The sequence below is a fragment of the Streptomyces mabaensis genome (assembly GCF_053763515.1).
Genome location: NZ_JBSOPZ010000021.1, coordinates 98,916 through 119,391, shown reverse-complemented (window position 1 = coordinate 119,391; position 20,476 = coordinate 98,916). Strand labels below are relative to the sequence as shown.

Sequence of the window (20,476 nt, the reverse complement as noted above, 5' to 3'; positions counted from 1 at the left end):
TGGCGCACCGGCCGGGCCTGCGCATGCGGTGCGCACTCAATCCACGCGCCGCAGACACCAGCGGCCAAACGCGACCAGCCGGGCGACTGTCCAGATACCGGCCATCCACCGATCCACCCTCTGAACCGGTCGTTCCAGGTCGATTACAGTGCAGCGCCATGAGCGCAGCAGCCACCGCCGTCTGGGGCCGGGCGGAGCAGCAGGACTTCCGCAGCCGGGTCCGCGGCACCCTGCTCGGCGGCGCCGTGGGCGACGCGCTCGGTGCGGGCGCCGCGGATCTGCCGTTCGAGTCGATACGGGTGGCCCACGGTCCCGAGGGGATCACGGACTTCGTGCCCGCGTACGGCAGACGCGGGGCGGTCACGGCCGCCACCCAGCTGACCCTGTTCACCGTCGACGGCCTGATCCGCGCCCAGGTGCGCCGCGACACCGGCGCCTGGCACCCGCCCACCGACGTCCACCGGGCGCATCTGCGGTGGGCCGCCACCCAGCGCGACTGGGGCCCGGACGAGCGCCGCAAGGACAACGGCTGGCTCGCCCGCGAGGAATGGCTCTACGCCCGCCGCGACCCGTCCCCGGCCTGTCTGACCGGTCTCGGCGACGAGATCATGGGCACCCTGGACCGGCCCAAGAACCCCACCGCACGCGACGCCGGCGCGCTGGTCCGCTCCGCCCCGTTCGGCCTGCTGGTGGGCTGGGAGCCGGCCCTGGTCCTCCAGCTCGCCGTGGAGTGCGCGGCGCAGACGCACGGCCACCCCACCGCGTACCTGTCGGCCGGCGCGCTGGCCCTGATCGTGCACGGACTGGCCCGCGGCGAATCCCTCGACGGATCGGTCCAGCGGGCGCTGGCGGCGCTCGCCTCCCGCCCCGGCCACCAGCCCGTCACGGACGCCCTCAAGCACGCGCTGGGCGCGGTACGGCAGGGCATGCCGTCCCCGGCGCTGGTCGAGTCCCTCGGCGACGGCAGGGTGGCCGAGGACGCGCTCGCCATCGCCGTGTACTGCGCCCTGGTCGGTGAGGACGTACGCCACGGGCTGCGGCTCGCGGTGAACCACGGCGGCGCGTCCGTGGCCTCGGGGGCGGTGTGCGGCGCGCTGCTGGGCGTTCTGCACGGCGAGACGGCCCTGCCGCCGGCCTGGCTGGCCGAGCTGGAGGGGCGCGGCACGGTGCTGGAGCTGGCGGACGACTTCGCCATGGAGATGACCCAGGGCCCGGCCCTGCACGGCCCGGCGGTATCGGCACCGGGCTGGCTGGCCCGCTACCCGCGCGGCTGAGCACTACAGGTACTGCGCCTCTACAGGTACTGACCCTCTACAGGTACTGCGCGTAGTCGTCCAGCGCCCGCAGCACCTCCGCCTCGCCGGCCGGCGGGAGCTGCAGCACGACCTCCTCGATGCCCAGGTGCGCGAAGTGCGCCAGCTTCCCCGGCGTGGGCAGCACGGCGTACGGCACGACCTCCAGCGCTTCGGGGTCCCGGCCCGCCGACTCCCACACCCCGCGCAGCACCGGCAGCGACTCGGTCAGCCCGCGCCCGCCGATCGGCAGCCAGCCGTCGCCGTACTCCGCGATGTGCGCGAAGAGCCGCGGTCCGGCCGCTCCCCCGACCAGCGTGCGCGGCGCACCGCCCTTCGGCTTCGGGTGGGCGTGGCTGGCCCGTACCGACCCGAACTCGCCCTTGTACGCGGTCGGCTCCTGCGCCCACAGGGCCCGCATCAGCGCCATCCGGTCCCGGCCGAGCTCGCGCCGCGACGACCACTCCACGCCGTGGTCCGCCGCTTCCTCCCTGTTCCAGCCAAATCCGACGCCGAGCGTGAAACGCCCGCCGGAGAGGTGGTCGAGGGTCGCGATCTGCTTGGCCAGGGCGATCGGGTCGTGCTGGCCGACGAGCGTGATGCCCGTGCCGAGCGCGAGGCGCTCGGTGACCGCGGCGGCCTGGCCGAGGGCCACGAAGGGGTCGAGCGTCCGGCCGTACTCGGGCGGCAGTTCCCCGCCCGCCGGGTGCGGGGTCGCGCGCTCGACCGGAATGTGGGTGTGCTCGGGCAGATAGAGCCCGGCGAACCCGCGCTCCTCCAGCTCGCGCGCCAGCCGCACGGGCGTGACGGTCTGATCGGTCAGAAAGATCGTGGTCGCGATCCGCATACGGCGGCACCTCCGTGGTCGTCGGGCCCAACGTAGGCCGTACGGACGGAAATGACACGGCACATGCACGTCGGCCGGGTCGGCTGATTCACGCGACGCACACGGACGGCCCCGGCCAGCAGGATGTGTCCAGCAGGTCGGGGCCGTCCGGCAGGTGGGGCGGGTGGGTCAGTCCTGGACTACCAGGGCCGGGGTTTCCTTCGTCAGGATCTCGCCGCGGAAGAAGGCCGGGCTGCGGCGCTGCGTGATCAGCATGATCACCAGGCCCAGCAGCAGCAGGCCCACTCCGATCACGAACACCGAGCCGACGCCGAAGACCGCGGAGCCGCTGCCGTACGCCGGGTCCCACATGTCGTACAGCGTCTTGCCGAAGACCGCGGTCAGCAGGATGCCGCCGAGGACCGGGCACAGGCCCTTGTAGACGAAGTCCCGGCCGGACCGGAAGAGGTCGCGGCGGAAGTACCAGGCGCAGGCGAAGGCCGTGATCGAGTAGTAGAAGCAGATCATCAGGCCGAGCGCGTAGATCGTGTCGACCAGCACGTTCTCGCTGACGAGCGTCATGACCGTGTAGAAGACGCCGGTCGCGACGCCCGCGACGACCGTCGCGCGGCCGGGGGTCTTGAAGCGCGGGTGGACCTTGGCGTACGACGCCGGCAGGGCCTCGTACGTCGACATGGCCAGCACCGTCCGGGCGACCGGGATGAAGGTGGTCTGCAGGCTGGCCGCCGCCGAGGCGAGGACCGCGATGAAGAGCAGGATGCCGAGGGCCGGGCCCATGACGGGGCCGGCGAGGGCGGCGAAGACGTTGTCGGAGGTCTCCGGGTTGGCGAGGCCGAGGCCCTTGTCGCCGGAGCCGACTGCCATCTGCGCGGCGATGCCGGTGGCCAGGTAGGAGCCGACCAGGATGACCATGGCGATGAGGGCGGCGCGGCCGGGGGTCTTCGCGCTGCCGGTGGTCTCCTCATTGGTGGCCAGGCAGGCGTCCCAGCCCCAGTACATGAAGATCGAGAGCGACAGGCCGGCCGTGAAGGCGGCGAAGGACTGGACCGCGAAGGGGTTCATCCAGGACCAGGAGAAGTCCAGGCCCGTGTCGAAGGTGCCGCTGCCGGCCTTCTGGAATGCCATCGCCACGAAGACGGCGAGGACGACGAGCTGGAGCCCGACCAGCGCGTACTGCACGCCCTTGGTGGCAGTCATGCCGCGGTAGCTGATGGCCGTGGCGATGGCGATGAGGGCCAGGCAGGTGACGATGTGGACGGCTTTGTTCTCGTCCAGGGCGGCGATCGACTCACTGCCGCTGATCTCGCCCGCGAGGAGCCAGAAGTACGAGGTCGCGACGCCCGCGAGGTTGGACAGCACGATGATCGTCGCGATGACGAGGCCCCAGCCGCACATCCAGCCGATGCGCGGGCCGAAGGCCTTGACCGTCCAGGTGAAGGAGGTGCCGCAGTCCGGCATGGCGCGATTCAGCTCGCGGTAGGCGAAGGCGACCAGCAGCATCGGGAGGAAGCCGGCCAGGAAGACGGCGGGCATCTGCAGACCGACCTCGCCGGCCGTGGAGCCGAGTGTCGAGGTCAGGCAGTACACCGGCGCGACGGTGGAGATACCGATGACGGCGCTGCCCATGAGGCCGACGGAGTTGCCGCCGAGGCCCTTGCTCCGTACGCCGCCGTCGGTCGCGTCGACGCCCCGTACCGTGTCTCCGGCCTGGGGCCGTGCTTCCACCTGAGTCATACAGAGGACGTTAAGTGCTGCGGTTTCCACATCCGGAGCGCTCGACTCCCCTCTCAGACCCTTGGATAGTTCGGTTGTAAACCGTTATCGATCTGGGAATGGAAAGCCTTTGGCGCGCATGACCCACCCATCGATAGGCTCACTCCCGGGACTTCCGCATTGCGAGAACCGCAGCACTGTCCGTTTTGTTCGGATTCAAAAATTTCCCGCACGGGTTTCCGGCGGCCTCAGCCCGGCCACACGATCGCCTGCGTCTCGCTGTACGCGTGCAGCGCATACGACCCCACGTCCCGCCCCACCCCGCTCCGCTTGAACCCGCCGAACGGCGCCTCCATGTTCCGCCCGATGGTGTTCACCCCGACCCCGCCCGCACGCAGCCGCCGCGCCACCCGGAAGGCGCGGGCCACGTCTCCCGACCAGACGTAGTCGAGCAGGCCGAAGTCGGTGTCGTTGGCGAGCGCGATGCCCTCCTCCTCGTCGTCGAAGGGGACGACCACGACGACCGGCCCGAAGATCTCCTCCCGGACCACCCGCATGTCGTTGGTGCAGTCCGCGAACAGCGTCGGCGCCACGTAGAAGCCCTTGTCGTACGACGGCCGCGCGCCGCCCGCCACCAGCCGCGCGCCCTCCTTCCTCCCCAGCTCGACGTACGACTCGACACGGTCGCGGTGCGCGGCGGAGATCACCGGGCCGACCACCGTGCCCGGCGCGGCCGGGTCGCCCACCGTCAGGAAGCCCAGGTAGCCGGTCAGCTTCTCGACCAGCCGGTCGTGGATGCCGCGCTGCGCGAGCACCCGCGTCGGGGCGGTGCAGATCTGCCCGCTGTAGAAGGAGAAGGTGGTGCCGATGCCCGAGACCGCCGAGTCGAGGTCGGCGTCGTCGAAGACGAGTGCCGCGCCCTTCCCGCCCAGCTCCATGAGCTGCCGCTTCATCCCGCGTCCGCACACCTCGGCGATGCGCTGCCCCACGGCGGTCGAGCCGGTGAAGCTGACCATGTCGACGTCCGGTGAGTCGACGGCCGCCTCGCCCGGCCCGGCGCCCGACCCGGTGACGACGTTGACGGTCCCGGGCGGCGCGCCGGCCTCCTCCAGCGCCTCCGCCATCCGGTAGACGGAGAGCGGGTCCTGCGGGGCGGGCTTCACGACCACCGTGTTGCCCATGGCCAGCGCGGGCGCGACCTTGCCGGCCGGGTTGGCCCACGGATTGTTGTACGAGGTGATGCAGGTGACCACCCCCACCGGCTGCCGTACCGCGACCGCGCCGAAGACCCCGGCCTTCCCCATCGGCCCGGCCTCGTTGATCTGCGGGGGCAGCGGGTTCTCGACCGGTTCCAGGGCGCCCTTCGCGTACCGCCGGAAGCGGGCCACCGCGACCGCCACCTGCATCCCGCGCGCCGTTGCCGTCGTTGCACCGCTCTCCGCCTGCGCGAGTGCCGCGTACGGCTCGAACTCGCGCTGCATGAGGTCGGCGGCCCGGTCGAGGATGCGGGCGCGCTCCTCGGGATTCGTCCGCGACCAGGCCGTGAACGCCTCGCGGGCCGCCGAGGCCGCCGCGTACACCTGCGCGCGGCTCGCCTCGGGAGCGAGGCCGACGACCTCCTCGGTGGCCGGGTTGATCACCTCGTAGTGGCCGTCGTCGGGCTCGGTCCACTCCCCGCCGATGAACAGCCTCTGCTGCCGGGTCACCGGGTGCTCACCGTCCTGGTGTGAAGGCCGGAGCGCAGCACCGTGCCCGGCACGGCGCCGGTGATCTCGTCGTCGCGGATCGTCTCGACCCCGTTGACCCGTACGGACACGATCCCGACGGCCCGCGAGTCCAGGCGCGGGCTGTCGCCGGGCAGGTCGTGGACGAGCGTGGCGGGCCCGGCGTCGATCCGTTCCGGATCGAAGAGGACCAGGTCCGCGTGAAAGCCCTCCACGATCCGGCCGCGCCCGCGCAGCCCGAAGAGCTGGGCGGGATCGTCGGTCAGCATCTTCACGGCCTCCTCCAGGCCGACGAGCTTCCGGCCGCGCAGGCAATCGCCGAGGAACCGGGTGGTGTACGGGGCGCCGCACATCCGGTCGAGGTGCGCGCCGGCGTCGGAGCCGCCCAGCATGACGTCCTCGTGCTGCCAGGTCTCCTTCCGCAGCTGCCAGCTCGCCGGGTCGTTGTCCGGGGGCATGGGCCACAGGACGGTCCGCAGGCCGTCGTTGGCGCAGATCTCGACCAGGCACTGGAACGGGTCCTGGCCGCGCTCGGCCGCGATGTCCTTCACCACGCGCCCGCCGAGGCCCTCGTTCTCCTGGGAGTAGGTGTCTCCGATGACGTACCGGCCGAAGTCGGCCAGCCGTCGGAAGACGCCGGCCTCCTTGCTGTCGGCGCGGCGCAGCATCCCGTCCCGTACGGCCGGGTCGCGCAGCCTCTCGATCCGCTCGGGGACGGGGAGGGAGAGGATGTCGCCCCAGCCGGGGATGAGGTTGAGGGCGCAGAAGGTGCCGAGCGACATGTTCATGGGCGTGAGGATCGGCATGGTGAGGGCGACGATGCGACCGCCCGCCTTGCGGGCACGCTCGCTCGGTATGAGCTGGCGTGGCACGCGTTCGGGGACGGACGCGTCGATGGTCAGGACGTTCCAGTTGAGCGGGCGGCCGGCGGCGGCGCTCATCTCCACCAGGAGGTCGATCTCCTCGTCCGCGAACTGGTCGAGGCAGCCGGCGACGATCGCTTCGAGCTGGGTGCCTTCGTGGTCGGCGACGGCCCGGGAGAGGGCGAGCAGCTCCTCCGGACCGGCGTGCCGGGAGGCCACGGGCTTGCCGTCGCCGTCGGAGTGGGTGGCGGACTGGGTGGTGGACAGGCCCCAGGCACCGGCGGCCATCGCGTCGTGGAAGAGCCGCAGCATCTCGTCGAGCTGCCCGGGGGTCGGCCGGCCGCCGACCGCGTCGGCGCCCATGACGTGCCGGCGCAGCGCGCAGTGCCCCACCATGAAGCCGGCGTTGACCGCGATCCGGCCTTCCAGTGCGTCCAGGTACTCGCCGAAGGTGGACCAGCTCCAGTCGACGCCCTCTTCGAGCGCCTTGAGGGCCATGCCCTCCACCTTGGACATCATGCGGCGGGTGTAGTCGGCGTCCTCGGGCCGGTCCGGGTGCAGCGGGGCGAGGGTGAAACCGCAGTTGCCGCCCGCGACGGTGGTCACGCCGTGGTTCATGGAGGGGGTCGCGTACGGGTCCCAGAAGAGCTGGGCGTCGTAGTGCGTGTGCGGGTCGACGAAGCCGGGGGCCAGCACGAGCCCGGTCGCGTCCTCGCTGGTGCGGGCGTCCTCGGCCGCGCCGCCGGGCGGGGCAATGACGGCGATACGGCCGTCGCGCAGGCCCACGTCGGCGGTGTACGCGGGGGCGCCGGTGCCGTCGACGACGGTCGCGCCCTTGATCAGGTGGTCGAGCATGGGGTGGCGTCCCTTTCTCCGTACGTCGGTTCTCCGTACGTCGGGTGCGGTGTCCCTGCGGGGCAGTGCGGGGGGCGGGTGGGCTCGCCCCGACCGGAGGGCAGCCGCGGCCGGCCGCGGCTGCGGCGCCCTCCGGCGGGGCCGGTGCGGGACGGCTGGTCCGGGAAGACGCCGGCCCGCGTCCGGGAGGGGCGGAGTCCGCGCCCTGGAGGGGCGGAGCCCGCGCCCCGGGCGGCGCCCGGTCAGTCCCCGGCGGACCGGCGGAAGTGGGTCGTCCGGTGGACCGGGTCCGTGTCGATCTTCGGGATGACGTGCTCGCCGATCAGCCGGATCGACTGCAGCGTGTCCTCCCGCGAGATCCCGATCGGCAGCCCGAACGACAGCTGGTCCGCGCCCGCCTGCTCCCACCGCTTGCACTGCCGGAAGACCTCGTCCGGGTCGCCGCAGATCAGCAGCTCCTCCGCGATGAGCAGTTCGACGATCTCCTCGTTGAACTCCGGAAGCGTCTCGGGCCACACGGGGAAGCCCTCGGGCCGCGGGAAGGTGTCGTGGTACCGGAAGACCAGCGACTGGAGGTAGTGCAGGCCGCCGCCGGCCGCGATCCGTACCGCCTCCTCGTGCGTCGGCGCGCAGATCGCCGTCGACGTCACCATCACGTTGTCGTTGACGAAGTCACCGACCGGCTCCGCCTCCTGGATGGCGGTCTTGTACTGCTCCAGCACCCACTCCATGTCAGAGACCTTCTGGACGCTGAAGCCGAGGACGCCGAGCCCCTTCCGGGCGGCCATCGCGTACGACGGCGGGGACCCGGCCGCGTACCACATGGCCGGGTGCGACTTCCCGTACGGCTTGGGCAGGACCTTGCGCGGCGGCAGCGACCAGTGCTTGCCCTGGAAGCCGGCGTACTCGTCCTGGAGCCACATCTTGGGGAACTCGGCGATCGTCTCCTCCCAGATCTCCTTGGTGAAGTTCATGTCGGTGACGCCCGGAATGAACCCCAGGATCTCGTGCGACCCCGCCCCCCGACCCGAGCCGAACTCGAAGCGTCCTTCCGACAGGTGGTCCAGCATGGCCACCTTCTCGGCGACCTTGACCGGGTGGTTGACCTGCGCGAGGGGGTTGAAGATGCCGGAACCGAGGTGGATGCGCTCGGTCGCGTGCGCGAGGTAGCCGAGGAAGACGTCGTTCGCGGAGAGGTGCGAGTACTCCTCCAGGAAGTGGTGTTCGGAGGCCCAGGCGTACTTGAAACCGGACTGGTCGGCCTGGATGACGTACTCGGTCTCCTCCATCAGCGCCTTGTGCTCGGCTTCCGGGTCGACCTCGGCGCGCTTGCCCACGTACCCCTGTACAAAGAGACCGAATTCCAAGGAGGTTCACCGTCCTCGTTAGTTTCTGACGAAGCGTCAGATGCTGATGGATGACTGTTCCACCGACCGCATGGGCCGTCAATAGCCCGGCGCCGGGTCGGGCGGATCGGGAGGATCGGCGGATCAGAGGATGGACACCCCGGCGAGCCATCCGCCGTCGATGACGAACGGCTGCCCGGTGATGTACGAGGAGTCCGCGCAGGACAGGAACAGCGCCAGCCGCGCCACCTCCTCGGGCTGCCCCACCCGCCCGAGCGGAACCAGCTTCTTGTACAGCTCGTCCAGTGCGGCCGACGTCTCGGCCGGGTCGGCGGTGGGGTCCAGCTGGGCCGGATTGCTCATCGGCGTGTCGATCGCTCCCGGACACATGGCGTTGACCCGGATGCCCCTGCCCGCCAGCTCCATCGCCGCGACCCGGGTGAGCCCGACGATCGCGGCCTTGGTCGCGGCGTACGAGCCGACGAAGGCCATGCCCGAAAGCGCCGTGTACGAGGCGGTGTTGACTATCGTCCCGCCGCCCGCCGCCTCGATCTCCGGGGCGACCGTCTTCATGCCCAGGAAGGCGCCGACCTGGTTGACCTGGACGACCTGCTGGAACTCCTCCAGCGGAGTGGCGACCAGCTCGTTGAAGCGCAGGATGCCGGCGTTGTTCACCAGCCCGTCGATCCGCCCGAAGGACTCCCGGGCGGCGGCCACGGCGGCCGCCCAGTCGTCCTCCCGGCTCACGTCGAGGTGTACGTAACGGGCCGCGTCGCCCAGCTCCTTGGCGACCGCCGTCCCCTGCTCGTCCAGCACGTCCCCGAGCAGTACCCGCGCGCCCTCCGCCACGAAGAGACGCGCCTCCTGCTCACCCTGTCCGCGCGCCGCTCCGGTGATGACGACGACGCGACCGTCGAGCTTGCCCATGCCTTCACTCCTCAGTCGTCGAGGTGCGGAGCGACGTCGGTGGCGAACGCCGCCATCTGGTCGGTGAGTTCGGTGACGTTCCTGCTGCGGAACCGCACCTGGATCTGGTGCACCCCCATCGCCGCGTACGCGCGCAGCGACTCGGCGAGGGCCTCCGGCTTGCCGCTCAGCGTGCGGCGCCCGACGTCCCAGGACGCCTCACCGACGTACAGCGGCTCGGTGATCGCCCCGATCTCGATCGGATCCGTCACACCCGCCTCGGCCCGCAGCCGCGCGATCCGCGCGATCTGCCCGGGCAGCTCCGACCGCGGGTCCCCCTGCGGGAGCCAGCCGTCCCCCCTGGTGGCTGCCCGGCGTACGGCGGCGGGCGACGAACCGCCCACCCACACCGGGACCCGCTCCTGCGCGGGCCGCGGCCGCTGGCCGAGCCCGCTGAAGGAGAACCGCTCCCCCGCGAACTCCGGGAACTCCTCCGGCCCCAGCGCGGCCCTGAGCGCGTCGACGGTCTCGTCGAGCACGGCTCCGCGCCCGTCGAAGTCGGCGCCGACCGCCTCGAACTCCTCCCGCACATGCCCGGCGCCGACGCCGAGGATCAGCCGGCCGCCCGAGAGGTGGTCGAGCGTCGCGTACTGCTTGGCGGTGATCAGCGGATGCCGCAGCCCGACGACCGCGACATGGGAGAGAAGCCGGACCCGCTCGGTGATCCCCGCCAGGAAGGAGAGGGTGGCGACCGGGTCGTACCAGACGGTGCCCATGGCAGCGGCGAGACGACGCGGAATGGCGACGTGGTCGCAGCACGCGATGTACGCGAACCCGCCCCGGTCCGCCGCCCGCGCGACGGCGGCGAGCTCCCCGGCCCCGGCGGCGGCCTCCCAGCCCTCCGCGTAGAGAGCGCTCTGCGACTGAACGGGAAGCTGCATCCCGTACGCGAGCCGGCCCGACGGCAGCACCTGCACCATGGGATCACCTCTATCTGACGAACCGTCACATCAGCGGCGGGTGGCCATCGTGACGCGCGAGCCCCCCATCAGGCAAGGGGCGGGGCGCGGGCACATCGCGGCCGCGAGGGACACGGAGATCGCCCCCGCGGCCTTCCCTCTCGCGCTGACCGAGGTTCACCACGTGGCCGGCGTGCGCGCCGGACGCGAGGCCGCGGACACGATCGTTCGGACCATCGCCGCTCCTGCGAAGGCGATGCGCATCGCCCTGGCCGACACCACGCCGGAACTGCTGGCAGCATCCCTGTCCGTAAGTGCCCGCTTCCAGGATCTCGACCTCGACCTCGTCGACGCGGTCAATGTGGTCCTGGCCGCCGAGTACGACACCGAGGCAGTCCTCACCCTGGACCGCCGGGACTTCCGTGCGCTGCGCCCACTGACCAGCCACCAGGCGTTCCGCGTCCTGCCCGACGACCTGTAGACACCGAAGGCCGGTGGGCGGCCGTTCGGCGGCCGTGCCCAGGGGTCAGGCCGCGACTACGAGCTACGGGCGGCCGAAGCCCCTGCCGGCGACGACCGCCCGAAAGGCCCCCCACGCTTCCGGCGTAAAGCGGAGCATCGGCCCGCCCGGGTCCTTGGAGTCCCGTACGGCGACGGTGCCGGGGACGTTGGCGGCGACTTCGACGCACTCGCCGCCAGCCGAGCTGTAGCTGGACTTCACGAACTGGAACGCGGACCCGGGCACCGGCTACATCTCCTCAACGACGCGTCTGATGAGCGACCGGGAGTCGGTCTGCGCGAGCGCTTGCCGGGCAACGCGATCGAAGATCGCCGCGTGATGCGCGGTGTCCTGCTCGCTCTCCAGCCACAGGGTAGACGAGGGCGTGTCGAGGTGGACCACGTCCATCGCGCCCGACTCGGCGAACGACATGACGGTGAACGCGCCCGCCATGCTGGCGTGAGCACCTGCGCGGTACGGCAGCACCTGGACCTTCACGTTGGGCAGACTGGTCAGCTTCAGCATGTGTTCGAGCTGGGCTCGCATAGCCTCGCGGCCACCCAGCTCGTGCCGGAGAGCTCCTTCGCCGACAATCGACCACAGCTGGATCGGCCGGTCGCCGGTGATCCGCTCCTGGCGGGCTACACGAGCCTCGACGTACCGTTCGATCTCGTCGGGGTCGTCCCAAAGCCCGGCCGCCACGTGCAGGGCCCGCGCATAGTCCGGAGTCTGGAGCAGACCCGGGATCAGGGCCACTTGGAGTGTTCGGACACGGGTGGCAACGTCCTCCAGCGCCACGTACTCGACCTGCGCCCGCAGCTCCGGATACTGGTTCCACCAGCCGTGCGCCTTGCGTCGGTCGCGGTCGGCCCTCGCCAGGTCCAACAGGCCGGCGACCAGATCGCGATCGTCCACTCCGTACAACTCACAGAGCGCCTTGACGTCCGGGTCCCGCACCGGCACCCAGCCGCGCTCCATCTTCACGACCTTGGTCGCCGTCGCACTGAGCGCCTCCGCCGCCTCGGCCTGCGTCCTCCCGGCCGCATCCCGTAGGCGCAGCAGTTCTCCACCGAGCTTACGTCCCAGCACAGTTGACGTTCGGGCCAGCGCCGACGCCCGCCTTGGAGCCATGCGGTCCCACCTCCTCGTACGACTCAGCACGTCACCGTTCCGGGAACATATTCCCGGGAACAACTTGCACAGGAAGTATTCCATTCCCTACCGTCAGTGAGCAACCGCTCGCACAGCGGCGCCAGTTGGCGGAAGTGCACCGCTCCGCGCTGCGCGGACGCGGCATCGCCACCGCCGTACGCACCCGACCGCACAAGGAGATGCACGTCCATGGCCAAGCCTTCAAGCGAAGCCGACCGGTACGACATCACCCACTACCCACCGCGCCTGGAATCCGTCCCCCTGTCCCGCCTGCGCGTCGCGCGGCTGATCACGGAATGGGGTCACCCGTCGCTGGTCGATGACGCGGCCCTGCTCACCAGCGAGTTGACGACAAACGCCCTGCTGCACGGCTGCTTGTGGGACCGACTCTTCCGAGTCGAACTCTTACTGACGGGACCCACCCTTCGGATCGTCGTCACCGACCCGAAGGGCGAACGCAAACCGGCACCGCGCACGCCGGCCGAAGGCGACCAGTTCGGCCGAGGCCTGCTCCTCGTCCGCGCGCTGGCGGCGAACTGGGGCGTACAGGAACTCACAGTCGGCAAGGCGGTCTGGGCAGAGCTGGGCGCGTGCACTGACCAGCAGCGAGAGCTGGACGGCACCACGAGGCCGCCCGGCTTGTGAGTATGGCGCGTCCAGGAGATGGCAACTGATGCCCGCGCGAGGCTCCGCCACATCCGCCTCCACAACTAACACTCGACGGCCACCCTGCTCCTAGATCAAGGCGTCGACCTCGTCGTGACCAAAGAACTCCTCGGCCACGCCCACATCGGCGTCACCGCCACCGTCTACGCCCACGTCCGACTTCGCCTCCAGCGAGACGCCATCGACACCCTCGGCACCGCGCTCAGCCCGGCGACCACCGAGACAGCCCGCTGACGTTGCCGTCAACTGCTGCCGTCACCCCACGCAAAAGCCCCGCCAGGACGCACCTGGCGGGGCTTCAGATTTGCGGTCGCACTCCGATTCGACCCACATCAGACGATCACGCCGCGGCCAATCGAAGTGGCGGGAACGCACTCAGCTATCCCGTTACCAGCTCACGCATTCGCGCGATCAGATCGCCAGATCCAAGATCTTCCGACAGTCGGACAAGCCGCTCGTAATACTCTTCGCTAATCGACAACTCGTCCTCGTAAATCCATGAGCACATGGTGTCGAAAGCTAGGGCGAACTCTCCGGCCGCCAGAAGGTCGCGCACATCGACTACGACCGGAGGCGCAGTGATGGGAGACTCCTCTAGCAGTTCTTCGATCTTGGCGGCGTACTCTACAGATTCCACTGCGTCTCCATCAGGGCTGATACGGGAAACCGGTCACAATTCGGTCCGTTGCAGGTTCATAAATGACCCTGACGTTCACGCCGTCCACTACTCCTTCAACCTTCCACCGCGACGGATCCCCATTCCTTGTGTACAGGGCTCCAGCTCGGCCTGTCTGCTGCGTCCTAACGCTGTTGGGGCTGGTCGCCACGTCGACAATGCTGTCGAGGATCTTGTCGGTGTCCCAGCCACGCGGAAACACGCTCTTCCCAGGCTGTCCCGGCCACTTATGGCCGCCACCCGTTCTGTCACCGTGAATGATATGGAACTGCTCTTGCCCACCAATCATTTCGCGGCCGATGCCGGGACAGTTGCTGTTGTGAACAAGAACCGGAGTCTTACCTGCCAGCACATAGTACGTGTGGAGGTCGTCGACCGTGAGGTTGTACGTGCGCGCGCGCTTACTGAAGGGGTCGTTCGCCGTCACGATGACGGTGGTCTGGTCATCCGTGAGCAGGGTCATCCCGGGGCGCAGGTCCCGTGCCTCAATCCATTCCTTCTCGGAAGGGGACCAGAACGGGTGCTCATGCGTGGCGGTGAGGGTTTCGACGCCATCCTCGGTCGCGATGGACAACTTGTTGAAGTGCTTGTCATCCTCGGTGACTATGAGCGCGGTGACAGTTCGCGGCCCGCTCTCACCCGTTTCGGGGTCCGTGGCCAAGACTTCGTCACCGAGCCGCACGTCCTCAATTTCCTCGGTCGTTCCATCAGCCATCAGGACGGCAGTTCCGGCGAGGAAGCACTTGTTGCATCCTCCGCCCTTGAGGCCGACCTTTCGCGCTATGAGGGCCAGGACGACGTCGAACGTGATTTTCGCGGTGCCCGCCGCGCTTCTTCCGCTTGCGAAGTCGCCGTAAATTTCCCTTCCTCTGTCCCAGAACCCCATCGTTGAGTTCAACAGCAACCCTGGGGGCGTGAAGCCAAGGGCGAATTCTGCCGCTTCGCGACACCCCCCGTCGAAGGAGACGCAGTTCCAAGCGTTAGAGGCATATGCGATTCCTGAATTCCATGCCGAACTTCCGAAATTGATCGCCTCGTCCGTGAACGTGTTGCCGAAATCAGAGAACCAGTCGCCGCTATCCTCATTTCCGCCACCGTTGCCCGTGTTACCGCTGCTATCGGTGGGTGCTGTGCCTGCGCTAGCGCCTTGCGACTTCTTCGGCGGCCCTGGGACATGGCCAGGGGTCGTGTTCTCGTGGTCGGGGCTGGGACGTGTCGGGCAGTCAATCTCTGCGCACATGCCCGTCGGGTCACTCGTGGTGACGGGCGTGTTGTTGGCGTAGCTGTAGCCGTTGAGTGACTGCGGGCTCTCCGGGACGAGCAGCGGGTCGACGCTGATGAATTGGCCGATGCCGGGGTCGTATTCGCGGGCGCCGATGTGGGTCAGGCCGGTGATGGTGTCGGCGGGCTTGCCGAGGAAGGCCTTGTCGTCGGGCCACGTGGTCGGCTTGGTGCCGCGGGGGGCGCCGAAGGGGGTGGTGTAGCGCTTGGTGATGGCTAGCGTGCCCGCGTCTATGGCGAGGCTGGAGGTGCCGTGGTGGTCAGCGGCGAGGAAGTTCAACTTCGTGCCGGTCACGCCTGCGGTGGCGGTCCGGACGGCGATCGCCTTGCCGGCGGCGGTGTAGTAGCGAGTGCCGGAAAGTGTCTTCGCAGTGCCCTTGGTGGTGAGGCGGACTTCCGTGGCACCGAGATAGAGGACGGTGTCGCCGTCGGCGGTGGTGGGGCGGCGGATGAGGAGTTCGCCACCGGCGTCGTACAGGTACTTCGTACCAAGGGCCGGCTTGGTGCCTGCGGCGGGCTCGGTGGTGGTGGCGAGTTCGCCCTCGGTGTTCCAGGTCAGGGTCTGAGTGGCCTGGGTACCGGGGCGGGTGGTGGTGTTGCCGGTCTTGTCGTAGGCGTAGGACTTGGTTGTGGTGCCGGTGACCGTCTTGGCGAGCGGGTGGGGCTGGTTGTTGGTGGTGCCGTAGGTGTAGTCGGTAGTGGTGTTGCCCGCGGTCGTGTGCTGGGTTTCGGTCTTGCGCTGGCCGGCCGCGTTGTAGGTGTAGCTCGTCCAGTAGGGAGCTGCGCCGTCGAGGTTGGCGGTGGTGCGGCCGGTGGCGGCGCAGTCGGCTGTCTTGGGGGTCCAGGCCTCGGTCAGGCGGCGGTAGCCGTCGTAGGCGAAGCACTGGTTGTCGGTCTTGCCGGTGCCGCCCAGGGTGGACCGGTCGAAGATCGAGGTGACGTTGCCGGCGTCGTCCTGGGTGAACGTCAGTGCTTGTGGCGCGTAGCTGTGGACGTCGTCAGTGACGGAGGAGGCGGTGAGACGGCGAGTGCCGTCCTCGTACTCGTAGTTGAGGTAGGTCTTCTTGGCGGTGGTCGGGTCGGTGGCGAGGCTGAGCTGGAGCAGGTCACCCAGAGGGGAGTAGGCGGCGCCCTGGAGGAAGCCGGTAGTGCCCTGGGCGGTGAGTTCGCGCCCTGCGCCGGCATTGAAGTTGCGGGTGTAGGAGACGGTCTCGGCCGGGAGGCCGCCGACGGCGGGGTTGCCTGCCTGCTTGATGGTGCCGTCGAGGTTGTAGACGGTGGAGAAGGACAGGGTCTTGGCGACGCCCGCTGCGATGAGCGGGTCTGCGTCGGGGAGGATCAGTTGGCTGCCGGTGACCTGGTAGAGCGGGTCGTAGGCGGTGACCTTGCTGGTGTAGGCCTTGCCGATCAGGCCGCCGTCGTAGCGGACAGCAGTGTCGCCCTGGCCCTTGGCGAGGATGTCAAAGGTCCAGGCGGCGAGCTTGCTGGCGTCGGTCTTGGTGCCGTCCCACTGGCCGGTCTTGCGGCCGAGCACGTCGTACTCGGCCAGGAGTGTCTTGCCGCGGGCGTCGGTGGTGCTGACAGCCTGGTCAAGCTCGTTGTAGGCGGTGGTGGACGTGCCCTTGTCCGGATCGGCCGCCGAGGTCTGTCGGCCGAACAGGTCGAAACCGTAGGACCATTTCGCCTGGTCCGGCCCGGTGATGCTCCCCTGCTGACCGGCCGGAGTGTAGGTGAAGGAGGTCTTGGTGAAGTCGCTGCCAGTGGGCTGCGGGCTTCCGTACTCGCGGCGCTCGGTGGTCTGGCCCAGGGCGTTGGTCACCACAGCGGTGGCCTGTCCGCCGGCCGGGGCGCTGCTGGTGACGGTGTCGCCGGTGTAGGTGGTGTCGGTGGTCCAGCGAACGGTGCTGTAGGTCTTGGTGACCGTCTTGGTGGGCCGGCCGGCGCCGTCGTAGGTAGTGTCGCTCTGCAGCGGGGGCTGGCCGCCGTCGATCTGGACGATCCCGCCGGACGGGGCATTGACCGCGTCCCAGATGTCGGCTTGTGAGACGTAGGCCAGACCGCGGTCGTCATACACCGTCTGGGAGATGACGCTGCCCCCACGTACCGAGGGGGTCTGGCTCTGCCGGGGGCGCAGTTGGGAGTCGTAGATGTCGTAGGTGGTGTTGTAGCCGGAAGCGTCGCCCTTGAGAGTGGCAGTGGAGACCCAGGGCAGGGCGGCGGCTGTGACGCTGTAGTTGTAGACGTAGTTGGGGGTCTTGCCGAGGGACTTGGAGCGGTTGGGCAGCCAGACCTGGGTGACGCGGCCGAGGGCGTCGTAGGTGGACTCGGTCACCTTGCCGTTGGGGTCGGTGGCCTTCGTCGGAGCCCCGGTCGCAAAGTCGACGAGCGTGGTGGCTTTGTGGAGTTTCGCGTTCTCCGCTGTCGATGAGGTCAGGGGGCCGGTGGCCGCGGGTGTGTAGGTGGTGGTGGCGACGGTGGTGTCGTTGGTGTCCTTGACCGTCAGCGGGCGGCCGAGCCCGTCGTAGGTGGACGTGGCCGCCTTCTGCCAGATGGGCTGGTTGTCGGTCCCATAGGCCTGGGCCCGGCCCGTCCAGCGCGGCTCACCCTTGGACGGTATCTGGGCGGCCGACCAGGACGTGGTGTCGTATGCGGTGGCGGTGTCGGTGATGACGTCACCAGGTCGGGTCGAGTCAGCGGGCAGATCGAGCTGATCGTCGGTGGTCGCGCAGGGCTTGGCGACGGTTCGGCTGCGGGAGACCAGATTGTTGATGCCGAGAGTGTCGTTTCGGGCGTACCAGGTGCGGGTGCACTTCTCGTCACCGGTGACGGCGTTGTCGCCGTTGTCCTCGACGGTTGCCGCCATCCCATAGCCGTCGTACGTGGTCACCACTGAGCGCACCCGATCGCGCGGTGTGCCGCTGGTGGTGATGTTCGTGCGGGCGTGGGTGGCGGCGGTGCGGATGTAGTACGCCTCCGTGTCGGCGTAGGACTTGTGCTGGGTGGCGGTTCGCTTGGACCAGGGGTCGTTGACCGTGCCGCCGACTTCCTGGGCACCGTTGTAGGTGACGGATTCGCGGGTGAATCCCGCGTACTGGTCGGCATCGGTGATCGCCGCGGCCTTGATGCCGGTGACCGTGGCGGTCTTGCGCTGGACAGGATCGGGGGTCTTGCCGTCCGCGCCGAGGACGCGGTCTCCGTTCATGCCGCGCATATAGACGGTGACCGTCTTGGACTGCGTCCGGTCCGCCCGGCCGGTGAGGTGGGTGACCTTTTCGAAGCCGCGCCAGATGGACCAGGTGCGTTCCTTCTCCTTGGTCATCGGGTCGTCGTTGTAGTGCCAGGCCCCGCCGCCGACATATTCGTACGAGTGCTCGACCGCTGCGGAGCCGCCCTTGGGGTCGGTGGTGGAGACTCGCGCGACCGGGTACTTCTGGAACCAGTCGAGAGTCGGGACCTTGCCGCCGTTCGGTGACCAGTAGACGGGGTAGCAGCGGCGGGTGTTGGTGTCGACCTTGGGCATCGTCTGGCCGGCGATGCAGTCGGCCGGCATGTAGTTGACGATGGTCTGCGCGCCGGTCTCGGACGTGATCGTGTACAGGCGCGGCTTCTCGAGGGAGAGAATGTCGTCGGTGGCGCCGTCGACCCGGTTGGGCAGGAACTCGTGGGCGAACTTCACCGGATCCAGGCTGATGGCGGTGCCGCGCAGGCCGGTGTGGCGGAGCTCTTCGAGCCACAGCGACTGATCTGAGGTGTCACCGGTGTCGCCCGGGTCGAGGTATTTCTGCTTCAGCTGCCACTGGTCGACGGGCCTGAAGCCGGGCGTGGTGCCGGCAGCCTCCCAGGCGTAGGTGGTCACAGCGGTCAGACGCTTGCGGGTGAAGAAGGTGGGGCCGACGTTCCCCGTGCACTTGTCGCCCGTCTTGCACACCGCGTCGAACGGCACGTCGGGCCAGTTGTCCCGGGTGTCCTCCGTCAGTGCGTCACAGCCGGTTCCGGCGGCGAGGCAGCGTTCGTCGTTGTCGAAGACGACCTTGTTGGAGGCGGCCGGTGTCGCGGTGAAGAGGGCTCCGGCGCGCTGTCCGTAGCGGATCTCCCTGAGGTGGCCGCCGCGAATGTACTCGGTGCCGGTGGTGTCGTCGCCGAGTGTGTCGTAGTTGTTCTCCTCGGCCTCGTACCAGTACGAGGAGGCGTTGCCGTGGGTGTCCTCGACGTAGTCGAGGTTCCACCGCCAGGCCTGCTTCTTGGACCGGCCGGCAAGGGTGGTGCCGTCCGCGTAGCCGGGCTCGCCCGCGTCGTCGCCGAAGACCGGGACGGTCCACACCGACTGGGTGCGGTCGGTGGCTCCCGCGCCGTCGAGCTTGTTCAGGCCGAACACGTACTTGGTGCCATTGCCGGTGGTGACGGTCCAGTACTCGCCGTTGTCGTCACCATTGTCGGTGGCGCCGGTGGAGTGCGTGACGGTCGAGGCGTCGTCGTTCTTCAGGCGCCACTTGCCATTGGTGTCGTCCTTGACGAGCTCGCTGGCCTTCCCGTTGAGGACGAGGGAGGCGTTCTCGTACTTCCAGCAGAGGTCGAACTTGTCGGTCTGTCCGTCGTCGTCGCAGGAGCCGTACTTGCGCTCGACATAGGAGGAGGTGAGGTCGAAGCCCTCACCGATGCCGGTTCCCTGGTTGTTGGTGGAGGCGGTACGGCCGTCCACGCTGCCGGAGTCGTAGGCGATCGTCAGATCCGGCTTGGGGCCGGCCGCAGACGGTGGCACGCGCAGCGGGTAGGACCAGGTGAACGTGCCCGAAGAGCCGCCGGCCTCCCAGGTGGAGGACGCAGAGAGCGGGGTGGCCTTGTAGTCGCCTGCACCGGACTTGGTACCCGCGGCGAGCGCGACGACCATGGTCTGCCCGGCGGCCGGAGCCGCTGCCGATCGTGCCGTAGGTGCGGACGCGGCGGCCGGCTTGAACGCCAACTGGGTGTTGAGGCTGGTGTTCTTGCGGTCATTGGTGAAGGTGAGCGGGGTACGGGTGCGGCACTTCGCGGAGCCGGGCGAGGTCAGCGCACAGTCAGGAAGGCGCAGAGCCTGCAGGCGACCGGCCCAGTCGCCTCCGTAGGCGGACGCGAACGCCTTGTAGTCGATGGCGAGTTCGGCAGCGCCACCGGTCGCGGGACCGGTGACCGTCAGGACGACACCCTTCACGCCGAGCGCGGTGGCCTGTTTCTGGTCCATCACTCTGACGGTGACCGCGTCTGCCGGCCGGGGCGGCTTGGCCGCCTTCGGCGGGTTGAGGGAGAGGGGCAGGGCCCCCGGGGCGGCCTTCGCTGCGCCGCTTGCGGGCAGGGTCAGAGTCGCGGAGCCGGCTGTCGGCCAGGTAACGCTCTTGTTCTGGTCGGCGCTGGCGCGGGCAGCATCTTCACGGACGGCAGCGGCGGCCCGCTGCATCACCCCGGCGGTCTTTTCATCGGCCTTGCCAGTAAACGGGACGACCTTCTGCGACCGCGGAGCCTTCAACTTCGGACGGCCCAGCGGATCCGGATCCGGATCCGCCGCGAACGCCACCGGCGTCAACAAGCCTGGGATCATCGCAAAGCCGAGGACCGCGGCCATGCGCCGCGTCCACCGGGTCTGTGAACGCGCGAAGCGTCTGGTGCCATGGTGAGCTGTGCCGAACAAGGCCATTCCCGCCTCTACTTGTGTGCGGCCTGCTG

At 69.2% G+C, this 20,476-nt stretch carries 14 protein-coding genes and 1 pseudogene; 4 read left to right on the top strand and 11 right to left on the bottom strand.

Annotated features, from left to right (window positions below):
* Window positions 1-158 precede the first annotated feature (158 nt).
* Window positions 159-1,274, top strand: a complete 1,116-nt coding sequence (locus ACWV17_RS20300; protein WP_455351183.1) for an ADP-ribosylglycohydrolase family protein — start codon at window positions 159-161, stop codon at window positions 1,272-1,274.
* A 37-nt stretch (window positions 1,275-1,311) separates the two neighbouring features.
* Here ACWV17_RS20300 and ACWV17_RS20295 read toward each other — a convergent pair whose 3' ends face one another.
* The 7 genes from ACWV17_RS20295 to ACWV17_RS20265 form a co-directional block, all read right to left on the bottom strand.
* Complete coding sequence (locus ACWV17_RS20295) at window positions 1,312-2,139, bottom strand: LLM class F420-dependent oxidoreductase (protein WP_455351182.1); 828 nt, start codon at window positions 2,137-2,139, stop codon at window positions 1,312-1,314.
* 168 nt (window positions 2,140-2,307) lie between these two features.
* Window positions 2,308-3,873, bottom strand: coding sequence for an APC family permease (locus tag ACWV17_RS20290; RefSeq protein ID WP_455360858.1), 1,566 nt, complete (start codon window positions 3,871-3,873; stop codon window positions 2,308-2,310).
* Between the two features lie 227 nt (window positions 3,874-4,100).
* On the bottom strand, window positions 4,101-5,558 hold the full coding sequence (locus tag ACWV17_RS20285; protein ID WP_455360857.1) for an aldehyde dehydrogenase family protein: 1,458 nt from the start codon (window positions 5,556-5,558) through the stop codon (window positions 4,101-4,103).
* Window positions 5,555-7,294 (bottom strand): N-acyl-D-amino-acid deacylase family protein, encoded by a 1,740-nt coding sequence (locus ACWV17_RS20280; RefSeq protein WP_455360856.1) that lies wholly within the window; start codon window positions 7,292-7,294, stop codon window positions 5,555-5,557. The genes ACWV17_RS20285 and ACWV17_RS20280 overlap by 4 nt, the downstream gene beginning before the upstream one ends.
* 242 nt (window positions 7,295-7,536) lie before the next feature.
* Entirely contained in the window at window positions 7,537-8,661 is a 1,125-nt protein-coding gene (locus tag ACWV17_RS20275) for an LLM class flavin-dependent oxidoreductase (RefSeq protein WP_455360855.1), read from the bottom strand.
* A gap of 123 nt (window positions 8,662-8,784) precedes the next feature.
* Complete coding sequence (locus ACWV17_RS20270; RefSeq protein WP_455360854.1) at window positions 8,785-9,567, bottom strand: SDR family NAD(P)-dependent oxidoreductase; 783 nt, start codon at window positions 9,565-9,567, stop codon at window positions 8,785-8,787.
* Between the two features lie 11 nt (window positions 9,568-9,578).
* Window positions 9,579-10,526 carry an LLM class F420-dependent oxidoreductase gene (locus ACWV17_RS20265; protein WP_455360853.1) on the bottom strand — a complete coding sequence of 316 codons (948 nt, stop codon included), beginning with the start codon at window positions 10,524-10,526 and terminating at the stop codon, window positions 9,579-9,581.
* Between the two features lie 49 nt (window positions 10,527-10,575).
* On the opposite strand from ACWV17_RS20265, the gene ACWV17_RS20260 reads away from it, so the two are divergent.
* Window positions 10,576-10,986, top strand: a complete 411-nt coding sequence (locus ACWV17_RS20260) for a VapC toxin family PIN domain ribonuclease (RefSeq protein WP_455360852.1) — start codon at window positions 10,576-10,578, stop codon at window positions 10,984-10,986.
* Between the two features lie 63 nt (window positions 10,987-11,049).
* Here the strand turns inward: ACWV17_RS20260 and ACWV17_RS20255 are convergent, their stop codons facing one another.
* Window positions 11,050-11,250: a DUF397 domain-containing protein gene (locus ACWV17_RS20255; RefSeq protein WP_455360851.1), complete on the bottom strand. Its 201-nt coding sequence runs from the start codon at window positions 11,248-11,250 to the stop codon at window positions 11,050-11,052.
* Between the two features lie 3 nt (window positions 11,251-11,253).
* Window positions 11,254-12,135, bottom strand: a complete 882-nt coding sequence (locus tag ACWV17_RS20250; RefSeq protein ID WP_455360850.1) for a helix-turn-helix domain-containing protein — start codon at window positions 12,133-12,135, stop codon at window positions 11,254-11,256.
* A gap of 210 nt (window positions 12,136-12,345) precedes the next feature.
* On the opposite strand from ACWV17_RS20250, the gene ACWV17_RS20245 reads away from it, so the two are divergent.
* Together ACWV17_RS20245 and ACWV17_RS20240 are read left to right on the top strand one after the other, a co-directional pair.
* A complete protein-coding gene (locus ACWV17_RS20245) occupies window positions 12,346-12,801 on the top strand; it encodes an ATP-binding protein (protein ID WP_455360849.1) in 456 nt (151 codons plus the stop codon).
* A gap of 69 nt (window positions 12,802-12,870) precedes the next feature.
* Window positions 12,871-13,056, top strand: a pseudogene (locus ACWV17_RS20240) (site-specific integrase); the annotation flags it as partial.
* 145 nt (window positions 13,057-13,201) lie between these two features.
* Here the strand turns inward: ACWV17_RS20240 and ACWV17_RS20235 are convergent.
* Both ACWV17_RS20235 and ACWV17_RS20230 read right to left on the bottom strand, forming a co-directional pair.
* Window positions 13,202-13,459 carry a MafI family immunity protein gene (locus tag ACWV17_RS20235; RefSeq protein WP_455360848.1) on the bottom strand — a complete coding sequence of 86 codons (258 nt, stop codon included), beginning with the start codon at window positions 13,457-13,459 and terminating at the stop codon, window positions 13,202-13,204.
* A gap of 10 nt (window positions 13,460-13,469) precedes the next feature.
* A complete protein-coding gene (locus ACWV17_RS20230) occupies window positions 13,470-20,447 on the bottom strand; it encodes a polymorphic toxin-type HINT domain-containing protein (protein ID WP_455360847.1) in 6,978 nt (2,325 codons plus the stop codon).
* Window positions 20,448-20,476 lie beyond the last annotated feature (29 nt).

Coding starts and splice junctions, on each gene's coding strand:
- ACWV17_RS20230 (WP_455360847.1), bottom strand. CDS start 20,447: ATGGCCTTGTTCGGCACAGCTCACCATGGCACCAGACGCTTCGCGCGT.
- ACWV17_RS20250 (WP_455360850.1), bottom strand. CDS start 12,135: ATGGCTCCAAGGCGGGCGTCGGCGCTGGCCCGAACGTCAACTGTGCTG.
- ACWV17_RS20295 (WP_455351182.1), bottom strand. CDS start 2,139: ATGCGGATCGCGACCACGATCTTTCTGACCGATCAGACCGTCACGCCC.
- ACWV17_RS20300 (WP_455351183.1), top strand. CDS start 159: ATGAGCGCAGCAGCCACCGCCGTCTGGGGCCGGGCGGAGCAGCAGGAC.
- ACWV17_RS20270 (WP_455360854.1), bottom strand. CDS start 9,567: ATGGGCAAGCTCGACGGTCGCGTCGTCGTCATCACCGGAGCGGCGCGC.
- ACWV17_RS20265 (WP_455360853.1), bottom strand. CDS start 10,526: ATGGTGCAGGTGCTGCCGTCGGGCCGGCTCGCGTACGGGATGCAGCTT.
- ACWV17_RS20245 (WP_455360849.1), top strand. CDS start 12,346: ATGGCCAAGCCTTCAAGCGAAGCCGACCGGTACGACATCACCCACTAC.
- ACWV17_RS20280 (WP_455360856.1), bottom strand. CDS start 7,294: ATGCTCGACCACCTGATCAAGGGCGCGACCGTCGTCGACGGCACCGGC.
- ACWV17_RS20290 (WP_455360858.1), bottom strand. CDS start 3,873: ATGACTCAGGTGGAAGCACGGCCCCAGGCCGGAGACACGGTACGGGGC.